Genomic DNA, 19,690 nt, shown 5'->3' with positions numbered 1-19,690 from the left:
CAGCGGCGTTTTCTATCGGGATGACTGAATTCGAATCAGCGACCTCTTGAACCCCATTCAAGCGCTCTACCAGGCTGAGCTACATCCCGAGGTCTCTCGTAAGAGTATGCCAAAGTTAGTTAAACTCGGGGCATTTTTCAAGGCAAAAGCCCGAAAAAGGCAAAATTTTCGCCATTTCGGGGCCGGACTACTCGTTCCAGTAGCCGACGATGAGCACTTCCGGAGTCGCCTTCGGGTACTTCTTGCTCTTGAAGGAGACTATCTTCCGGATGCTCTTCTGCTTTAATTCCCAGCCCTCGCGGGTAAGCCCCTTCGTCGAGAGAGTCACCTTGATTCCGGGAACCTTGCCGCCTTCCTTGATCTTGTCGAGCTTGTCGACATTGAGCATCACGGGTTTAGACTTCATCGCAAACTGCTTCGCCGACTCGGGCGAAAGTTCTATATCGGGGCGAGCCTTCTTGTCGGTCTCCCACACGTAGAACGTCCATTCGCGCTTTTCGCCCGCCTTGTAGAAACCAGCATCGAAAAGCTTCTCGCCGAAGAACACGGGAGCCTTCACCACGCCCGAAAGGTTCGCCGTATAGGGCTTACCGCCGGCGGCAACAAGCACGACCGTCGGGTCAATTTTCCCTTCCATGCCAGCGAAGTCCATATCGAACTCGATGGTGACGGTCGCATTCGGGGCAATTTTCTGCGGGAACTTGAAATTCGACATGCCGATGCCCTGCCCGAACACGTTTTCGAGCACGATCTCTGCACCTGTGGTGTTCGCGCCCTGCAGCACGTAGTGTTTCTGGTCGCCCTGAGCAACCTCGCCCATCGGGAAAACCTCGGGAACAAAGCGGATGGCCTCGTCGGCAAAGGAGGCCGCGGCAAAAGCGAGCGCCGCGATGAATGCCGGTTTAAAAATTCTTGAAATCATAGGCAAGAATATAGCAAAACACAATCTATGCGGGCCATTGTCTGCGAAGGAATTCCATCCCGAAAACATTCTTACTTCAGTCGCGCCCTGAGCGAATCAATTTCATGCTGTTCCAAGCCAAGCGAGAGCAGGTACTTTTCGGTGGCGGCCGCCAAATCAGCATTCTCGAAATCCGAGATGTCGACTCCCTCCACCTTGTATGCATTCCGCATGAGCCTCACGATTATCGCCTGAATGAGTTCCGCCTGCTTCGCGGTCAAGGCAACCTGCCTGCCGCCACTCACGCTGTAGAAATTCTTGTGCGTCGCAGCGTAATCCGCCTTGATTTCTTCGGCGGTCGCTCCCATCAGGGCCTCTAGCACGGCTATCGAGTACCCGGTGCGGTCCATGCCGTACGTGCAGTGCCATAGGTACGGGCCATCATGTTCTACCATGTAGCGGAGCCCCTTCACGAAGCCCTCCTTGAACGGCGTGTTCGCAAAGCCCGGCAGCACATCAAGGTAAACAACGTTCCGCGTCGCATAATAGGACTGCGCAAAGCCGTTGTACGATTCCGCATATTCCTCGCTATTAGCAAGATTCACGAAGGTCTTGACTCCCGCGACCGCCGCAAGTGAATCCGCATACTTATTGCGCCCAATCGAGGGGTCCACCGGGCTCGACGAGCGGTAAAGCCGACCCTCGCCCATTCCCGTCGTTCGCACCATCCTGAAATTCGCAAAGTCCGCGACGGAAAGCTCCGGATACGCCTCAATGGAATAGGAAATTGCAAGTGAATTCAAGTTTCCCAGATGTTCCGCATATCCGCCCTTCTCCTTCATCCGGATGGCAACTTCTATCGGGAATTCTGCACCACGCCCGAGACCAATGACCTCCGCCATCTGTCCATAACGGGCTTCAAGCTTGAGATAATTCAGTCCCGAGGAAACATACAAAAAGAATTCGCCCGGAAACACATCGCCATAGCTCGCAACCACGGGAACGTCCAGCGTATCGTACCCAGGCACCATCACCGAAACAACGTCCCCGTAATCGAACTTGGTCAAGAACGAATCCGCGACAATATCGATATTCAACGACCCAAAGGCAAACACCTCGAAAGTATCCGTCACAAGCGCCGTAAACGAAACAACATCCGAGGAATCAGAAAAACTTGACGAACTTACTGTAGAACTGGAAGAGACGGAACTTGACGAAACTACAAACGATGAACTCGAAAAGGTTTCTGACGAAGAATTTTCTTCCGAAACATCCGCAAAGGAACTATAAGAATTGCTACAGGCGACAAGGCCGAGAGCCATCACCAATACGAATGTCACGAGGCATAAAAACTTATAAAGCATACCAAGCACAACTATACAATTTTTTACAAGGCTGTGCGAAGGCGCGCCCCAAAACAAGAGCATCAACGCGTTAAAGAACAAAGTAATTCGCACATTTCGGCGTAGCTTTCGACCACATTCTCCGGGGCAAGCGGGAGCAAATTCACCGGCTTTCCGAACCCGCAGAACAACGTAATGCAGTCGACACCGGCATTGCGGGCGGCCAGAATGTCGGGCTGGTCGTCACCCACCATCACCGTTTCGGCGGGAGAAACCCCTGCGGATTCCATGATTTTCAGCAGGCCCGCGGGGCTAGGCTTGCGTTCGGGCGTGGTGTCGCCGCAGAGCACGAATTCAAAGCGGTCGCGAAGGTGGAAATATTCCAGCAACTTGAATGTCGGGCGCTCCGGCTTGTTGGTAAGCATGGCCACACGGGCAGTCGTACTGCGCAAGAATTCAACAACGCCCGGATTCGGGAGCGTGCGCTCAGTACAGTGTTCCCAGTAAAAATCCGAATAGACCTTGTGAACCATTTCGACTGTAACGCCCGTGCGGGCAATGATTTCCGGGAGGGCCGCCTCCCCCATACTCCGCTCGATCAGCTTCATGGAGCCGTTCCCGATAAAGGTCCGCACCCGCTGTTCGTCATGTTCCGGCAGGCCGAAATGGCGCAGCGCATAGTTCACCGCCACGGCAAGGTCGCCGAGGGTATTGAACAGCGTGCCGTCCAGGTCAAAAACAATCAGGGATTTGTGATGAAGCATGGCGGAGCCAAATATAGGAATCTTTTTACCGCAAGAATTCCATTTCGACCAAGAAACGGTAAAAGCAAAGTGCCGACACGCCCAAGATGAACACCAGTACGATTACAAACTGCACCGGGTGCTCCCGGAAACTGTAATCCGCCTTGCCGTAAGAGAACTGCCCACGGACAATCGCACTCACAAATAGGGCTAGGAACAAAAGGGCAAGCAACAGGGACATCGCAGAATCACTCCACGCCGTAATGCGTTTTCATCATTGCCGCTACTTCGGGAAAGACGCGTTCATCCACAACAAAAGACCCTCGGTCTTTCTTGAAAAAGAACTTCAAAGCGCCCTTTTCATCGCGCTTGGTCTTTTGCAGTTCCGACTTGTCGAACGAGAACGCCTTTTCTCCGAAACGGGTGCAAAGCACAAACTTGTCCTTGTACCACCGAATTTTAAAAACATCACTCAAATGATAAAACGCACAGATAAGGACTACGGCGGCAAATAAAAAAGCGAACGCAGCATTGCCCGAGTCCGAAACCAAAATATCACCAAGACCTATAAAAATATTGAAAAGAAAGGCGGCGATATACCAGCCCATGGCGACGGGGCGCTTCAGCGGTTTGAATTCCGCATAAACCGAACCATTTTCGCCCAACACAAGGTCTTTCGGATTTAACTCGTCGTAAATTCTGCACAACATCTTTGTAACTTCTGGAAACGCCTTTTCACGAAGTACAAAACTCCATTTTCCCTTTTTCAGGCAAACGCTAAAGCCTTTGTCGTCTTCGTATCCAAACTCCGCAAACACCGATTTATCAAACGAGAGTTCTGTTTCTCCATAGAGTGTCTTTAAAACGAATTTATCCTTATACCATTTTACGGCAAGAACCGTTCTTGACAAAACGAAAATACAAATAGCAAAACACACACTCACAAGCAACCATAACGGCCAGAAAGACTTCAGCTCTTCGACAAAGAACATCGCCGCAACAGAAAACAAAAATGGACCAAGACAGAAGAGCATTCCCACAACGGTTTTAACAAATTCAAACTTGGCAATTTTAAACACAACATAACCAGAGGTTCTTTGCGCAAAGTCCACCTCATCGGAATGCTCAAGATAATCAAAGCCGTTTATTTCACCCTGATTCCGTTTCTGGACAGAACCTACTTTACGTTCGGCTTCCTCGACGCGACCATAATTCGGATTCGGCGCATCGCACCACAAGCAACACTGCATGTCATCTTCGTATTCTTCACCGCATTTCGGACAAATCATGAAATTCTCCTACAACGAGAAATATAAATTTTTTATCCAGGTTTCTCAAATCAGAACACCCCTCCATAAAAAATTATTTATGCAGTAGTAACTTGTTATTCCCTTGAAGGCCGTCGTTGTCGAAGCGGACAGTTGGATTCTTGCCGTTCTTGAAGGCATCTTCGCTCTCAAAGACAAACGGGAGGTCTCGAATTATCCCCGTATCTAGATTGAAGCTCCACTTTTGCTCATCCGTACCGGGATTTGCGCATATAATCGAGCCGCTAGAGGAACTGTACAACTTATTTTCGCCAACGACCAAATCGACGCTATCATAATCGAAAGAGATGTTCTGCTCCAGAGTATCGGCTGCATTGACTTTCACGTCATAGTTGAATTTTGCGCCATTCAGTTGTACCGGGACTGAATCCCACATGGATTCCGGCAAAGGCGCACCCATTTTCAAAGAGCATTCATCCAAAGAGACTGCGGCAAAAGAAATCGAAGAATCTTCCTTGACATTCACCTTCACATTAAACGCAAGGGCAAAATCCGCAGAAAGGCTCTCGAAAGTCGTGAGCCCGACATCAAGAGAATCCAACGAGAGACTTTTCGGAGCAATCACGAAGGAAAGCTCCGTACCATTCTTCAGATTCATCAAATGCAAGGCTTCTGTCGGATCGCCGATAAGCGAATAGAATTCATTTCCATTTCCAGCAGCCTTCACCATCAATTTATCCAGGAGTCCCGCCCATTCCTCATACGTTTCACCAAGGGTTGTCTGGAGGTTTGACTTTAGTGTGTTCAAATTCAACTGGACCCTGTCCTTGAAATACTGCACCGGTTCGACAGCACTGGTCAACGCGATGGACACCTTGGTCCACAGGTCATTGATTTTTTCGATTAACTGTGGCAAGTTGAACTGCTGTTCGCCTATAGTAAAGGAGGATTCCTTGACAAAAGGCAGGTTCTTGAGAACGTCTCCGCTAAACAAGCCGCTCAATCCATTGCCTATCATCTGGATATCCGGGATATTCGTCGCCAGTTCTCCCTCAACAGTCGCGACAGTCAGCAGTTCGCCATCCTTGAATCCAAATGGCAATTCACCGGAGTTAACAAGGCCGAATTCCAGGTTGACACTCTGGCTGACGTCTGAACCGGAAGCGTAGCTAATGCTCAGCTCGGGACCTTCTTCTCCATCCTTATCGACCTCCTCAAGCACAATGTTCATGAACTTGGCCTTCATGCCGAGGTTGTCCACGGACACCTTCAATTCTTCGACGGATACGATAAAATCGCCCACGTCGGAGGCTTCATCCAAGATTATTCCGTTTCCGCCCTTGTCCAAATCGATAACGGCCTTGAGCTTGGCCGACGTATTGAGGGCAGTTCCTTCGCTTGTAAGATCAAGTCTTCCATCGGCCAAGTCGAAGCCCATGCCGGTGACGTTCTTCGCGTATTCAATGTCGTAATTGACAACTAGCTTGGAGCCTTCTACAGCGAAAGTCAGGCCGGTACCTTCTGCTTTTTCGGCAACATAATCCTGTACAAAGTCGGCAAGCTTGATTTTTCCTTCATCCATCGTTACTTCATCTGCATAATATTTCTTTTCAAGGTCCTTGAGGGCTTTTTCAAGGGTATTGTTTACCTTGTCTGCAAAATCGGACTTGAGTTGTTCCGCGGAATCGCTTACAAATTCAACGGCAGCATTGGCCTTGTCCGCCAAACCGAACTGGGTAAAATCAAACTTGTTGAACTGTCCAAGGGCGTCAACAGCCTTGCCACCAATGGCATCAGAGAGGCTCCCGATTTGCTCCACATACGAGTCAAACTGTTCAATATCAAGGTTCGATTCGAGCGCCGGGTCGAGCGGTTCGGCATCCATCATCAGGCGCGGTTCGAGGGATTCGATCTTGTAATTGTTGCGGGTGAACTTTTTTGCCTTGGAAGCAGATTTCTTGGTGTTCTTGTTGTTGGACTTAACGTTCTTGGACATGATTTTGGCCTTTTTTAGTTAAAACTTTTCGTGTGGAATTCGTGAAAAATTCCGTTTAAGGTAAAACAACTACAGCGCACCTCGGGGTGCGTTGTTATCATTTTCAAAAATTTTGATTATTCTTCTAGCTTAGTACAGCGGACAGAGAATCCAAAAACTTTTTCATCTCCATCATTTGCTTGCGGAGCATCGGCTAAATCTGCAGCAATATAGCCATTGTGTACATATAACCGTTCATTATATTCATGTTCTTGTGGATAGAACCAATAAGCAACTTTTTTTAAGCGTTCAACCCCCCCCTTTTTGGTTCTCTTGCCGGCGCCGGTCAGCGAGAATCCGCTGCTATTCGTTCCGCTGAAACCATATGTAGAGCGCAGCCCCTTTACGCCGTCATTATTGATATCCTCATACCCCATCACAACACAATAATCATCATACGTAAACAACCTCCAACCATCAGGGCAGATTCCCTGGTGGTTTTCCTGAATAAGGTCGGCGCAGCTCTCGGTATTGCAGCGGCTCGGCAGCTGCATCATCTCGGCCCACTGGTATAGGCCACCGAATTCGTCGCACCTGGTGGTATCATTGTTGTAGCAGTAGCGTTCGATTTTGGAATCGTCGTTCTGGTCATTTTCGCCAGGCACCATATCGCCAATGTTCAAGTTCTCGGCCATCACGGTAACAGAATATCCCTTATATTCCGAATAAATCGTTATGTAGTAATAACTGCGGCCATTGCGCGGGTCAGTGAAAGTCTTATACCCATCTTCTTCAAATTTTTGATATCCAAGTGTCTTCGAATGGTCAAACGGCACATATTCACTGCTACTGGACTGCTGCGTGACGCTGGAGGAAGACTTCGCGCTGCTGCTGGATTTTGCAGAGCTGCTGGAAGATTTTGCACTGCTACTGGACACACTTGTCTCGCTGCTACTCGACAGATCCTCGACCGGAGCCGAGGATGACGAACGCACGCTGCTGCTAGATAGATCCTCGACCGGAGCCGAGGATGACGAGCGCACGGAGCTGCTTGACTTCGCTTTGACACTCGAAGAGGACTTCGCGCTGGACGAAGAGTTTGACTTTACCGAGCTGCTGCTGGCATCGTCGCAGTCCTCGCAGACACTCGACGAGGAGTCATCCCCGGGCCGCACGAAACTGCTCTCGTCATCATCACAGGCGGCAAGCGCAAAAGCCATGGCAAATGCTGCCACAGCCCCAACCAATCTACTCAATGGTGCTTTTCTATCGATAGACATACTCTTCGTTCCTTCTATCCCAAAATTATTAAAGTTTAAGCCTTTTTGGCGGCGGGTTTGGCTGCGGGAGCCTTCGATGCGTCGGTCTGCACGCCGATATCGATGGTGCCGAACTTGGCCTCGTAGGCCTTGAGCGTCGCGGCAAGCATGATGGCGAGCCTCTTTGCGGTGTACGGGGTCATCACCACGCGTTCGGCGATATCCACGTTCACCTTGCCCTGGCTCATGCTCCATGCCTGGTTCAGGCCCAGGAGCATCATGATTTTGGTCATTTTTGTAAAAATAAGGCACCCCTTGCGTTTCTTAAAAATTTTTATTATATTAAAAAAAGAGATTTTTGATTAACGGCGGAGGTTTCTTGAAAGTTGAGTTTAGAGATAAGGATTTAGAACTTTGCACAATGGATGAGGCTTATGCAATACGGCGAATGGGCAAAAAACGGGCTAAATGCTACAGGAATCGAATCTTCTCCTTGCACTTAGCTAAAAATTTTGCCGCTCTGCCTTCGCTTCCAGGACATTTCCATGAACTCGTAGGCAACCGCAAGGGCCAATGGGCATGCGACCTTGATCAACCATACCGATTGATTATTTGGGGCGCAGAACCGAACAAAGTTGTTATTTGGGCTGAAGTTACCGAGGCCGAAGTCGTAGAAATTGTAGATTATCATAAATAGAGAGGAATAATATGGCAGAAGAAAAAGAACTCATTTTGTGGGGAGCAACTTCCCCTGGAGAAATTCTTGAAGAAAAACTTCAAGAAATGAATGTGGATGTTAACGATTTCGCCGCCCGAATCGGCTACACCCCCAAGACGGTGAACGAATTGCTCAAAGCCAAGTGCAGGGTGACGGTCGAAATGGCCTACAGCCTTGAATTTGGTACAGGAATTCCTCAGTATTGTTGGCTAGAAGCACAAAAGCTGTACGAACGGGATCTCTGGCGAGAAAAAATCAAGAAATCCCTCAAGAAAAGTGTTGTTTGGCGCAAGTTCTTCCCTATCGGGGAACTCAATCCGCGCACATGGATCAAGGACTTCAACAACAAGGAAGACGGCGTGTCGCCCATCCTCAAGTTCTTCGGGGTGGCTAGCCCCAAGGCGTGGGAAAATTACTACTACAAGAACCGCCTGAAGGTGGCCTTCCGCATTTCGCTGGCCGAAACCGAAGACCCGTACGCGGCCTCCGTGTGGATGCGCCGCGGCGAAATCCTCGCCGACGAAATCAAGATGGAAAAGCAGAACGACAAGAAGGTGCGTTCCGCCATCAAGAAGGCGATGCCGCAATTCGTGGAACTGGCCAAAAAAGACGTTGCCGCGTGGGAAGATTTACGCCGCAAGAAGGCATTGCCCAAGCCGAAGGTGGGCGAAGATTTCATTGACGACGGCATGCACAAGTTGCAGGAACTGGGCGCAAAGTTCGGAATCAAGGTGCTCTACGCGCAGAACTTCAAGTCGGCGCCAATTCATGGCATGGCCCGCTGGTACAAGGACATCCCCGTAATCCAGCTGCACGACCGTTTCAAGGACCGCAACGCGTTCTGGTTCACGTTCTTCCACGAGCTCGGCCACATCGTACTCCACGGCAAGAAGGACATCTTCATCAAGAACGTCTATTACGGCAACAAGAACCAGCAGAAGGACGACGAGGCAAACGCATTCGCACAAAAATACATGGTGCAGGCAGGGCTAGAAGTCTAAAAATTCTATCTTTACCCGCATGAAAAAATACCACTTGGCCACTTACGGCTGCCAGATGAACGAGTATGACTCGGCGATGATTGCCCAGGAGCTCGACATGTGCGGTTGCGTCGAGACGAGCAACCAGGAAGATGCCGACTTTATCATCGTGAACACCTGCAGCGTGCGCGAGAAGGCCGAGGAAACCGCCATCGTCAACATCAGCAAGCTCAAGTACTTGCGCAAAAAGAATCCCGATGTGAAAGTCGTGGTATGCGGCTGCATGGCGAAGAATCGCGGGCCGGAACTTTTGAAGAGGCTACCGAACGTGAGCTACATCGTGGGGCCGGACCAGTACAAGAAAATTCCGGAGCTGTTGCTGGGCGATGCCAAAAGTCCGCTGCACCAGACGCACCACAAGATGTTTATCGACGAGGACCTGAGCGAGAACTACCTGGGCGAATACGCGAAACTCCAGAACGACTTCACCACCTTCGTCGCCATCCAGCGCGGTTGCAACAAGCGCTGTAGTTACTGTATTGTGCCATACCTGCGCGGGCCGGAAAAGTACCGCGACATGGAAGACGTGCTTGCCGAAGTGCGCAAGGCGGCCGACAGGGGCATTACCGAGGTGACGCTGCTGGGCCAGACGGTGAACGCCTACAAGACCGAAGGCGGGAACTTTGCGGACCTGCTTACGAAGGTTTCTGAAATCGGTGGCATCCGACGCATCCGCTTTACGAGCCCGCACCCGAGGCATTACACGAACGAGCTCATCGACGTGCTGCTGAACAACCCGAAGGTCTGCCACTACGCGCACATCCCTATCCAGAGCGGCTCCGACGCCATGCTCAAGAAGATGCGCCGCCAGCACAACATGGAGCAGTATCTCTCGATTATCGAACAGCTGCGAAGCAAGGACCCGTTCTACGGGATTTCGACGGACGTAATTTGCGGATTCGTGGGCGAAACGGAAGAAGATTTCGAACAGACGCTCAAGGCTTTTGAAACCTGCCAGTTCGACTCCGCCTTCATGTTCATCTACAGCCCGCGCAAGGGCACGGAATCGTACAAGGAAGCGGAGACGCTCACCGAGCAAGAAAAGCAGGAACGCCACATGCGCCTGGTAGAACTGCAGAACGCCATCACGCTCAAGCGTAACCAGATGATGCTGGGCCGCACCGAGGAACTGCTGGTAGAAAAGAACTCCGTGCGCGACGAGACGGAACTGCGGGGCCGCACAGACAACTTCAAGAAGGTGGTGTTCAAGCCGGAAGTTGGCCAAATCGTGAAGCCCGGCGACTACGTGAAAGTGAAGCTGGACGACATCCGCGGATGGACGATTCGAGGGAAATTGGTAATTGATAATTGATGATGGATAATTGTGGTGTGAGGTAATGAAGATGAAGTTTTGGAATGTTCGCGGGATTGCCGCTATTTTGTTCTTGATTTGCAGTACAAGTTCACTTGCGCAACCCGCAGCAAATGCCCCTGCCGATTCGCTGGCGACCGTTACGATTGCCGATGCGCAGAAGGCGTACGTGGCCGGCAAGTGGAAAGATGCCGCGCGACTCTTTGAGCAGGCATGCCCCAACGAGCCCGATTCCACCCGCACGGAATGCTACCTGTGGAACGTTCTCGCGCTCTCGCAGATTGGCGCCGCAAAGGAATTCAGCACCGCAGGCAAGAGGCTCGACAGCCTCATCAAGAAGACGAATCCGCAAAAGGCCGTATACGCCGACCTCATGATGACGAAGGCGCAGTTCCAGCTGTACATGGGCCGTAACGAGAAGGCCGCCGAGGCCCTGATCCACGCCATCGAGACTTCCCAGCCGCACCAGGCCATAGTTCTGCAGAAGGTTTGCACCGTAGTGCAGTCGAAGGTGAAGAACCCGACCCTCGACGAAACCTGCAAGCGCCTGAGCGAGCCCGCCGTGGATGCTTCGACACCAACGCCGGATCCGACCCCTTCGACCGGCTCAGCAACCGAGCAACCCGCAACTGAACCGAAGGCAGCAGCACAACCGGCCAACGACGCAACCACGGCACCCGCGGCAGAACCCGCGAAAACTGCCCCCGCCGACACTGCCGCAAAGGCGACACCGGCACCGGCGGTCCAACCTGAAAAGCACGCTCCCGCAGCCGCACCCGCCCCAGAAAAAGAATACTGGATTCTGCAACTCGGTGCGTTCGGCGTGAAGAGCAACGCAGAACTCCTGGTCAACAACCTCAAAAAACAGGGCATCAAAGGAACCATCGAAGAACGCGTAGGCGAAACCAAGACGCTCTACCTGGTACAGACCGGCAAGTTCGAGACCAAGGAAAAGGCCGTCGACTTCGGAGCGAGCAAACTCACGCCGCTCAACGTCGAATTCAGGCCCATTTTGAAAAAATAATGCAACGCATCGGCACGTTTTCGCCTGAAAATTCGCTTATTTTGAGCAAATATCGCCTTTTTCCCTACAAAAAAGGCAAAAACTGTGCTATATTTGTGTTACCCCTAAGCCGGGGTGGTGAAATTGGTAGACGCGCCGGACTCAAAATCCGGTACTCGCGAGAGTGTGAGGGTTCGATTCCCTCCCCCGGCATTACGGATAGGAGTAGGTAAAACATGTCTATTTGGAGCAAGATTGTTCTAGCAGTGTTCTTTGTCGGTGCGATGGCTTTCGCACAGTTCGACGATGAACCGTCAAATGACGATTCTACCGAGCAGTCCTACTCATACGGGGACGACGAATCTGCAAGCGACGAACCCGCTGGCGAGGCCAAGGCCTCCGGTGACCAGTGGGAAGGTTTCCGTTACGAAGACCTCGGACTGACCCAATGGGAATTCCAGCAGGCCAAGGAAGAGGGCATCACCCGCGACAAGCTCACTAGACTCGTTGAACTCGGCGTCCGCATATCCGAATACCTCCAGAAGCCCTGGAACAAGCTCGGCGTAAGTGAAGAAGACTGGCTCTCCCAGCGCTCTCAAGGCATGGAAGATGCCGATATCGACCGTTCCTACCGCCACCGTTCCGGCAACCAGAGCCTTGCATACGTATCTCTGCTCCTCCCCAGCTACTACCAGTGGAAATCCAGCCAGGCCACGAAGGCTATCTGGATGGACGCCCTGTGGGTAACGAGCGTCGGTGTCACCACCTACCTCTTTATTGACGGCAGCTCCGCCTGGTGGTACGGCCTCCTCGGTGTCGCAGCAGCGCACATCTGGTCGTTCGCCGACGCATTCTTCGGCACGCAGTGGGATAGCAACCCCGACGCAAACCGCTTCAGTTTCGGAATCATCCCGACCCCCGAAAAGGGCGTGCTCGGAGCATTCCAGGTCAAGTTCTAAGCGCATCATGCAGCTAGAATTACTCAAAAGCAAAATTCACAGAGCCACGGTTACCGACGCGAACCTCAATTACGAGGGTTCCATCACTATCGCCCGCGACCTGATGGATGCCGCGCACATTCTCCCCTTCGAGAAGGTGGGCGTGCTCGACGTGAACAACGGGAACCGCCTCGACACATACGTTATCGAAGGCCCCGCGGGTTCGGGCGTCATCTGCCTGAACGGTGCCGCAGCTCGCCTCGTGCAGCCCGGCGACCTCGTGATTATCGTTGCCTACGCGACCATGAGCGAAGACGAAGCCAAGACGTGGAAGCCCACTGTTATCCACGTGAACGCCAAGAACGAAATCGTCTAGTCATTAGTTTTTAGTTATTAGTCATTAGTTTTATAATCGTGGCTTCGCCACCCGATTGTTTTATTTCAAAAAGCCTTTTCTAACGACCATTGACCAATGACTAGTGACCGCCCTAAATGCTATATTCATTGTATGCGGTTGATATTCGCACTCATATTTGCACTAGCAGTTTTATCTTCTGCAGAGACTCCTGCAAAGGCTGATTCCGCCGTAGCCGAGCGCGACACTACTGCGAAATTAGCAGGCACCGCCGGCGATTCGATTATCGACACCGTTTACCTGATTCCCGACGACGGCATTCCCTGGAACCGCTCGTACTTCCCGCGAGAACGCCTGCTGCGCAAATCCTCGATAGACCAGGCCCTGAGCGTAGGGTTCACCTATTCTGCAAGTTTTACCAGCGGGCCATTCGGCAGTTTTGCCCAGCAGAGCTACCTCGCCCACCTCGCCTACGAATTCACACCCGACCTTCACCTGTATGCCGATTTCGGGTTATGGATGCCACTGTACGCGAATTTCAGTTCCGGAGCGCCCATCGCAAAAGAAGACGTGCGCCAGGGCAAGGTAGAATTCGTGCTCCCCGCAATAGCGCTGGAATACAAGCCCACGGAGAATTCCTACATCCAGCTGATGCTCGTGAACGAGAACGACGCCCGGAAGGCGTACGGCCCGCTCCGTTACTACTACGGATGCCCGTGGAGAACGGGTTATTATTGCAGGTAGAAGGTTCGCCCTATTGAAAATTTCTATCTTTGACGCGTGCATTTACCACGTCACGACATCTTTAGAAAGGGATTGCGCCCGCTCGTTTTTGCCGCGCTGGCAATAAGCGTTTTGCTGCTTTCGGGCTGCGAAGAAAAGAAGGTCGTCGTGAAGGAAAAACGCACCTACAAGGGCGATGTCGAAGTCCTGAACAGTTGCGGGATACCGGGTGCCGCCGTAAAGATGCGCACCTTCTTGCGCGAGAACGGCTTCGACGTGGTAAGTTTCGGCAACGACCGCCTGCAGAATAACGACGAGACCATCATCGTGCTCCGCAACCCCGAATGGGAAGGCGCACAGGCGCTGGCACAGACCCTCAAGACAAAGAACGTGCTTACCGTCGTGAGCAAGAGGGCGGTAGTCGACGTGGCCGTTTACATCGGCAAGGATTTTGAACAAATAATAAAACCCGAACAGGAAGAAACAGATGACAACTAAGAAGCAAGAACTTCCCCAGTCCGTACAAGTCGGCGCAAGCATTTTGTTTGAACTTCGCGCCCAGAACGTGCAGCTGATGGACCTCCGCGGAGTCAAGGACGTGACCGACTACTTCCTTGTGGCGACCTGCGAGAGCGAAGCCCAGATGCAGGCGATTCTGAACGAACTGCGCAAGGAATTCAAGGCGAACAAGCTCCCGTCTGTAGGCGTGGAATACAAGGAAGGCGTGCGCTGGGCAGTGTTCGACGCGGGCCTCGACCTGATGGTCCACCTGTTCGAAGAAGAAAAGAGGAGCGAGATTTCGCTTGACCGCCTGTACGCCGACGGCAAGATTGAAACCCTCGACGAAAACGACTTTGTGAAGAAGACCACCAAGAAGAAGAGCAGTGAAGATGAACTCGTTTGAGCAAGAAATCGCAGAAGCGCTCGCCGCCACCGGTTCCTTCGAGAAGGAAGCCGCACTCAAGCTTATCTCCGTGCCGCCTGACACCAGCCACGGCAACTTTACCATCCCGTGTTTCTCGCTCGCGAAGGTGATGCGCAAGGCCCCGAAGATGATTGCGGAAGATTTGGCCGCACAGGTGAAACTCCCCGCAGGCCTTTCGAAGGTGGAAGCCGTGAACGGCTACCTGAACTTCTTCATCGACCGCGGATTCCTCGCGAAGTCAACTCTCGAAGAAATTGCCGCGAAGGGCTTGGAATACGGGCACGCCGCCCCGAACGGGAAGGTCGTGTGTATCGACTTCAGTTCCCCGAACATCGGCAAGGAACTCGCCTTCCACCACCTGCGCTCCACGATGATCGGGAACTCTCTTTCCCGCATCTACAAGGCCGCAGGCTACAAGGTGGAACGCATCAACCACCTGGGCGACTGGGGTACCGCTTTCGGCAAGCTCATCGTGATGTACCTGCGTGAGAACCGCCCGACGGATGACGCCACGCTCGATAGCCTTACCGTGAAGGAACTGAACATCCTTTATGCAGCCTTCTCCAAGGCATCTAAGGAAGAGCCTGGCCTCGAAGACGAAGCGCGCGCCGCATTCACCAAGCTCGAACAGGGCGACGAATTCTACCGCAAGCTCTGGACCGCCTTCCGCGCCGCAACGCTGAAGGAACTCATGCGCATCTACGACATGATGGGCGTGGGCTTTGACCACTACACCGGAGAATCCTTCTTCGAAGACAAGATTCCGGCCATTCTCGACGAACTCCGCGAAAAGAACCTGATGGTGAAGAGCCAGGATCTGGACGTGGTGATGCTCGACGAATTCGACCTGAACCCCTGCCTTATCCGCAAGAGCGACGGCTCCACCCTGTACGCCACACGCGACCTCGCCGCCGCCTGCTACCGCAAGAAGGAATACAACTTCGACAAGTGCCTTTACGTGGTGGACCTCGGACAGGCGCTCCACTTCAAGCAGGTGTTCCACGTTTTGAAGAAGATGGGACGCGAATGGTACAAGGACATGTACCACATTCCGTTCGGCGTGATTCTGCAGCTGGTGGACGGCAAGTGGGAAAAGGGCAAGACCCGCACGGGTACCGCAAGCCTCTTGCGCGACGTCATCGAAGCCGCCCAGAAGAAGATTCTCGAATTCATCAACGAGAAGAATCCGAACCTCGAAAACAAGGAACTCATCGCCCGCCAAATTGGCATTAGCGCCCTTACCTTCAACGACTTGAAGAACAGCCGCCTGAAGGATGTGCGCTTTGACTGGGATGCCGTGATGAGCTTCGAAGGCGATACCGGTCCGTATGTGCAGAACGCCCACGTGCGCCTCTGCAGCATCATGCGCAAGGCAGGCATTGAACGCGCGGACCTCGCAACCGCAATCAAGGACGTGAACTTCGCCGAACTTGGTGACGATGCGGCCTACAGCCTCATCAACATCCTGTCGAAGAAGGGCAAGAAGATTCTGGATGCCGTCGCCGGTGACGAACCGAGCGTTCTCGCCCAGTACGCCCTCGAAATCGCAGAAGCCGCCCACAAGTTCATCCACGAAGACCGCGTGCTCGGCAGCCCCGAAGAAAAGTCCCGTCTGTTCCTGGTTCAGGCCACGCAGATTGTGCTCGAGAACGTGCTCGACCTGCTCGGGCTCTTCCCGATTAGGCAGATGTAATATACGCCCCGCCCTACGGCGCGACGCATTTTGATACATACAAGAAGAGAGCCTTTTTAGGCTCTCTTTTTTAGATCCTGCTCCTTCGAACCTAACTCAACTAAGGAAACAAGTTTCCTAGTTTCGTATATCGACTCCGCTTGCGCTTCGCTCAGGATGACACTAAAGTGTCAATTTCCGTTGATGCAGCGGACGGAGTAGGCGTTGTTCTTCGAATTGTTCGGCACGAGCTGGCGCACCATCTGGTCGCTCATGCGGCCCATGGACCAGAGCCAGATTGTTTCGTTGCGGCCGTTCTGCGCGCTCCAGAAACCGGCATACTCGCCCATCTCTTCATAGCGCACGATAGACTTGCCAATCACCTTGCGGTAACCCGAAGAATATACGGAGAAACCGTATTCATCCGTACCGCCACCACCGTGCCAGCCGGTAGTCGCCTTCATTTTTTCCGCAAACTTTCCGCACTTGTCCACGCCCTCGTAGCACTTGGTAAGCCCAACGATCATATCCATCCATTCGCGGTCACGCGGCAGGTGCCAGCCTTCGGGGCATGCCTTGCGGGCGCCTTCCAGGTCGTAAAGCTTTCCGCTGCGGGTGCAGTAGTTTTCCTTGTCCTCGTAGCACCAGGAATGGCCCGGTACTTCGTAATTCACGTTCTGCGCGAACCATTCACGGCCTTCCACCTTGATGGTGCGGTAGGTCTGGCCGTCGCGCGGGTCGGTAAACGAGCCCGACATGCTGCGGATATCGGCGTGGTGCTGCTGTTCGGCACGGCGGAGTTCCGCCACCTGTTCGCGCTTGTACTTCTCGTACTTTTCCATGTTCGCGGCCCAGTATTCCTGAGCCTTCGGGTTCGTGAACTTTATACGTAAGTCGCTCAGTGCATATGCATCGTCACCGCAGGCAAGGTCAACGCCCGCGATATGCACAATCTGTTCTTCCTTGCCGAATGTCATCGGCTTGTTGAAGTAAGAGACCCAGGCTTCCTTCGACTTGTCGCACTGCTGGTAGAAGTTTTCCTTCTCAATCTTGTTTGCGGGCACCACCATGTTGCCCGAAGCCGAGAACGAGAACATGCCGTCTTCGACCTTGAACGACACGGGCTGAATTTCCTTGTAGTTGGTGTACTTGCCCATGCGGATATTGCCCACAATCTTTACCGCGGTGTAGTCACCCTCGCCTTCCGCCTTGTAGATTGCATCCCATGTCTTGGGAGGAGCCGCAAACGCCATTCCTGCAAGGACGGCGAAACATACAAAAAACTTTGTTTTGGAACAGAACATTCTCTGCCTGCTTTTAAATGGTTGATATTGCAAACAATGTTAGCATTTTTTAGATAAATGCACAGGCGATTCAGGCACAATTATCTACATTTTAGGCATGGCTACAACCCGTTATATACTGCAAATTCACTGCCCCGACCAAAAGGGACTTATCGCCGGCACCACGCAAGTCCTCGCGAAGGCGGGCGCAAACATTATCGACCTCCAGCAACATACCGCAAAAGATATCGAGACGTTTTTCCTGCGCGCCGTATTCGACATGGATTCTGCGGACATTCAGGAAGTGTACAAGCACCTGGAAACGCTCGCCCCGCGCCTGGAACTCAACTGGAAACTCTTCGACACCTCCAAGACGGAGCGCGTGGCCATTTTCGTGTCCAAGACGGACCACTGCCTGTACGACCTGCTTTTAAAGCACCGCGACGGCGACCTCCCCTGCGAATTCAGTTGCATCGTCGGTAACCACCCCGACCTCGGCCCCGTCGGGGGCACGTTCGGCGTGCCGTTCTACTACGTGCCGAGCAACCCGGACAAGAGCATTCCCGAGAACCGCTTCCGCGAAATCATCGCAGAAACCAAGACAGACACGGTCGTTCTCGCCCGCTACATGCAGATTCTGAGCGAAGCCTTCACCGAGGAATTCAAGTACCGCATCATCAACATCCACCACGGGTTCCTACCCGCATTCAAGGGAGCAAAGCCCTACCACCAGGCGTGGCACAAGGGCGTGAAGATTATCGGTGCAACGGCCCACTTCGCGACCGAAGACCTGGACCAGGGCCCCATCATTTGCCAGGATATCCAGCGCGTGCCCGAAACGGCCAGCATCGATGAACTGGTGGAACTCGGCAAGGATATTGAAAAACGCACGCTTTCTGCAGCCCTCAAGCTCTGGCTCGAACACCGCGTATTCGTGTATGCCGGCCGCACGTTCATTCTTTAAGTTTTAAACCTAGGAGACAACCATGTCCGAAGAACTCAATAACGAAAACGTTGAAAACGCTGCCGTCGAAAGCGCTCCCGTCCAGGAATCCGCTCCGGTTGAACAGGCCACACCGGTCGAAGAAGCCGCAACTCCGGCCGATTCGACAGGCACCGAAGCCCCCTCCGTCACCCAGACCCAGGTTATCGTGCAGCGTGAACGCGGCTTTGCCCACTACGTTGGCTTCGCGCTGCTCTGCGTGCTGTGCATCTGCTTCTTCTTTATGCCGGGCATCGCCCTCACCTTCGGCGTGAGCAGGCTCGTTTCCCTGAACGGCGCTGCCGCATGGATTTTCAGCGCCATCCTGAGCTTTGTCATCTGGCTCATCTTCAAGCTCAAGATCAAGGGCTTCAAGAAGTCGTTCTATTTCTACATCGGACTCTGCGTGGTGGTTCTCGCCGCCCTTATCGCAATTGAAGTCCTGACCGAAAACCTGAACGTGTTCTCCAGCATCTTCGCGCTCCTGACCGGGGCAGCGGGGTAATTGAGAATTCGGAATTAGGAATTAGGAATTAGGAATTAGGAATTAGTTTCATGAACATTAAAGATCAATTCGTACATTTTCTCGTTGAAGCCGGCGCCCTCAAGTTCGGCAACTTCGTGACCAAGAGCGGTCGCGAGACCCCGTATTTCATCAACACCGGAGAGTTCCGCACTGGGGCCACACTCTCGAAACTCGCCGAATACTACGCGAGCACCTACATGCTCCACTTCAACGGCAAGGCCCAGAACCTCTACGGCCCGGCCTATAAGGGCATCCCGCTCTGTGCCGCCACCGCCATGAAGCTCAGTGACGTGTATGGCCAGAACCTCACGTTCACCTACAACCGCAAGGAAGTCAAGGACCACGGTGAAGGCGGTTCGCTCGTCGGCTACAAGTATGCCGAAAAAACGAACGTCGTGATTATCGAGGACGTGATTACCGCGGGCACCAGCGTGAACGAAACGATGCAGGCGCTTTCCCAGATTAAAAACGCGAACGTCATCGGCCTCCTCATTTCTGTCGACCGCAAGGAAAAACTCGAGAACGGCAAGTCCGCACTCCAGACCGTGCAAGACGAATACGGCATCGAGGCACACTCCATCATCGACATAAACGACATCATCGCATTCCTCGAAAAAGAAGAGAACCGCAAGGCGATTAACGCACCCGAGGGCATTCTCGAACGCGTGCACGCCTACCGCGAAAAATGGGGCGCGAAGTAGCCCCACAGGCAATAGGTGAGAGT

The 19,690-nt window shown here is 52.7% G+C and carries 22 protein-coding genes and 2 tRNA genes; 14 read left to right on the top strand and 10 right to left on the bottom strand.

All coding sequences use genetic code 11. The features are described 5' to 3' along the window. Nucleotides 1–15 precede the first annotated feature (15 nt). The 9 genes from BUB22_RS02085 to BUB22_RS02045 all read right to left on the bottom strand — a co-directional run bounded on the left by BUB22_RS02085 (nucleotide 16) and on the right by BUB22_RS02045 (nucleotide 7,782). Nucleotides 16–89 (bottom strand) — tRNA-Pro (locus BUB22_RS02085). 98 nt (nucleotides 90–187) lie between these two features. Then, a complete protein-coding gene (locus BUB22_RS02080; RefSeq protein ID WP_072809878.1) occupies nucleotides 188–922 on the bottom strand; it encodes a hypothetical protein in 735 nt (244 codons plus the stop codon). A gap of 71 nt (nucleotides 923–993) precedes the next feature. After that, nucleotides 994–2,241: a tyrosine-protein phosphatase gene (locus tag BUB22_RS02075; protein WP_254794594.1), complete on the bottom strand. Its 1,248-nt coding sequence runs from the start codon at nucleotides 2,239–2,241 to the stop codon at nucleotides 994–996. Nucleotides 2,242–2,327: 86 nt separating this feature from the next. After that, complete coding sequence (locus tag BUB22_RS02070) at nucleotides 2,328–3,008, bottom strand: HAD family hydrolase (RefSeq protein WP_073113712.1); 681 nt, start codon at nucleotides 3,006–3,008, stop codon at nucleotides 2,328–2,330. Nucleotides 3,009–3,033: 25 nt separating this feature from the next. Further along, nucleotides 3,034–3,228, bottom strand: a complete 195-nt coding sequence (locus tag BUB22_RS02065) for a hypothetical protein (protein ID WP_073113711.1) — start codon at nucleotides 3,226–3,228, stop codon at nucleotides 3,034–3,036. 7 nt (nucleotides 3,229–3,235) lie between these two features. After that, nucleotides 3,236–4,276: a hypothetical protein gene (locus BUB22_RS02060; protein WP_073113710.1), complete on the bottom strand. Its 1,041-nt coding sequence runs from the start codon at nucleotides 4,274–4,276 to the stop codon at nucleotides 3,236–3,238. Nucleotides 4,277–4,349: 73 nt separating this feature from the next. Beyond that, complete coding sequence (locus BUB22_RS02055) at nucleotides 4,350–6,251, bottom strand: LEPR-XLL domain-containing protein (RefSeq protein ID WP_073113709.1); 1,902 nt, start codon at nucleotides 6,249–6,251, stop codon at nucleotides 4,350–4,352. Nucleotides 6,252–6,367: 116 nt separating this feature from the next. Then, a complete protein-coding gene (locus BUB22_RS16015) occupies nucleotides 6,368–7,465 on the bottom strand; it encodes an FISUMP domain-containing protein (RefSeq protein ID WP_175547214.1) in 1,098 nt (365 codons plus the stop codon). Between the two features lie 80 nt (nucleotides 7,466–7,545). Next, a complete protein-coding gene (locus BUB22_RS02045) occupies nucleotides 7,546–7,782 on the bottom strand; it encodes a DUF3467 domain-containing protein (protein ID WP_073113707.1) in 237 nt (78 codons plus the stop codon). An 86-nt stretch (nucleotides 7,783–7,868) separates the two neighbouring features. Between BUB22_RS02045 and BUB22_RS02040 the strand changes: the two genes are divergently transcribed. From BUB22_RS02040 to argS, 11 genes are all read left to right on the top strand, one after another. Continuing rightward, nucleotides 7,869–8,186: a type II toxin-antitoxin system RelE/ParE family toxin gene (locus tag BUB22_RS02040; RefSeq protein WP_073113800.1), complete on the top strand. Its 318-nt coding sequence runs from the start codon at nucleotides 7,869–7,871 to the stop codon at nucleotides 8,184–8,186. An 11-nt stretch (nucleotides 8,187–8,197) separates the two neighbouring features. Further along, nucleotides 8,198–9,208 (top strand): ImmA/IrrE family metallo-endopeptidase, encoded by a 1,011-nt coding sequence (locus BUB22_RS02035; RefSeq protein WP_073113706.1) that lies wholly within the window; start codon nucleotides 8,198–8,200, stop codon nucleotides 9,206–9,208. Nucleotides 9,209–9,227: 19 nt separating this feature from the next. Further along, nucleotides 9,228–10,559 carry a tRNA (N6-isopentenyl adenosine(37)-C2)-methylthiotransferase MiaB gene (miaB, locus tag BUB22_RS02030; RefSeq protein ID WP_073113705.1) on the top strand — a complete coding sequence of 444 codons (1,332 nt, stop codon included), beginning with the start codon at nucleotides 9,228–9,230 and terminating at the stop codon, nucleotides 10,557–10,559. 25 nt (nucleotides 10,560–10,584) lie between these two features. After that, nucleotides 10,585–11,583, top strand: a complete 999-nt coding sequence (locus tag BUB22_RS02025; protein ID WP_073113704.1) for an SPOR domain-containing protein — start codon at nucleotides 10,585–10,587, stop codon at nucleotides 11,581–11,583. Nucleotides 11,584–11,691: 108 nt separating this feature from the next. After that, a tRNA-Leu gene (locus tag BUB22_RS02020) sits at nucleotides 11,692–11,775 on the top strand. Between the two features lie 23 nt (nucleotides 11,776–11,798). Continuing rightward, nucleotides 11,799–12,521 (top strand): hypothetical protein, encoded by a 723-nt coding sequence (locus tag BUB22_RS02015; protein ID WP_073113703.1) that lies wholly within the window; start codon nucleotides 11,799–11,801, stop codon nucleotides 12,519–12,521. 7 nt (nucleotides 12,522–12,528) lie between these two features. Continuing rightward, complete coding sequence (gene panD / locus BUB22_RS02010; protein WP_073113702.1) at nucleotides 12,529–12,876, top strand: aspartate 1-decarboxylase; 348 nt, start codon at nucleotides 12,529–12,531, stop codon at nucleotides 12,874–12,876. Nucleotides 12,877–13,008: 132 nt separating this feature from the next. Beyond that, nucleotides 13,009–13,599: a hypothetical protein gene (locus BUB22_RS02005; RefSeq protein ID WP_073113701.1), complete on the top strand. Its 591-nt coding sequence runs from the start codon at nucleotides 13,009–13,011 to the stop codon at nucleotides 13,597–13,599. A 36-nt stretch (nucleotides 13,600–13,635) separates the two neighbouring features. Next, the gene (locus BUB22_RS02000; protein ID WP_254794593.1) at nucleotides 13,636–14,076 is read left to right on the top strand and encodes a LytR C-terminal domain-containing protein; all 441 of its coding nucleotides are present in this window, start codon (nucleotides 13,636–13,638) and stop codon (nucleotides 14,074–14,076) included. Next, complete coding sequence (gene rsfS / locus BUB22_RS01995; protein ID WP_072809845.1) at nucleotides 14,066–14,482, top strand: ribosome silencing factor; 417 nt, start codon at nucleotides 14,066–14,068, stop codon at nucleotides 14,480–14,482. Before BUB22_RS02000 ends, rsfS begins: the two co-directional genes overlap by 11 nt. Then, nucleotides 14,469–16,196, top strand: coding sequence for an arginine--tRNA ligase (gene argS, locus BUB22_RS01990; protein WP_073113699.1), 1,728 nt, complete (start codon nucleotides 14,469–14,471; stop codon nucleotides 16,194–16,196). Before rsfS ends, argS begins: the two co-directional genes overlap by 14 nt. Before the next feature lie 170 nt (nucleotides 16,197–16,366). On the opposite strand, the gene BUB22_RS01985 is transcribed toward argS, so the two are convergent. Beyond that, on the bottom strand, nucleotides 16,367–17,479 hold the full coding sequence (locus BUB22_RS01985) for a fibrobacter succinogenes major paralogous domain-containing protein (protein ID WP_073113698.1): 1,113 nt from the start codon (nucleotides 17,477–17,479) through the stop codon (nucleotides 16,367–16,369). A gap of 97 nt (nucleotides 17,480–17,576) precedes the next feature. Between BUB22_RS01985 and purU the strand changes: the two genes are divergently transcribed. From purU to pyrE, 3 genes are read left to right on the top strand one after another with little or no spacing between them, the layout of a single operon-like run. Then, nucleotides 17,577–18,422: a formyltetrahydrofolate deformylase gene (gene purU / locus BUB22_RS01980; protein ID WP_072809838.1), complete on the top strand. Its 846-nt coding sequence runs from the start codon at nucleotides 17,577–17,579 to the stop codon at nucleotides 18,420–18,422. Between the two features lie 22 nt (nucleotides 18,423–18,444). Then, nucleotides 18,445–18,945, top strand: coding sequence for a hypothetical protein (locus BUB22_RS01975; protein WP_073113697.1), 501 nt, complete (start codon nucleotides 18,445–18,447; stop codon nucleotides 18,943–18,945). A 50-nt stretch (nucleotides 18,946–18,995) separates the two neighbouring features. Next, on the top strand, nucleotides 18,996–19,667 hold the full coding sequence (pyrE, locus tag BUB22_RS01970; RefSeq protein WP_073113696.1) for an orotate phosphoribosyltransferase: 672 nt from the start codon (nucleotides 18,996–18,998) through the stop codon (nucleotides 19,665–19,667). Nucleotides 19,668–19,690: the final 23 nt, after the last annotated feature.

Source organism: Fibrobacter sp. UWCM, assembly GCF_900129735.1.
Taxonomy (GTDB): Bacteria; Fibrobacterota; Fibrobacteria; order Fibrobacterales; family Fibrobacteraceae; genus Fibrobacter.
Note: the sequence above shows the minus strand (reverse complement) of the source record. Positions and strands in the feature narration are given on the sequence as shown.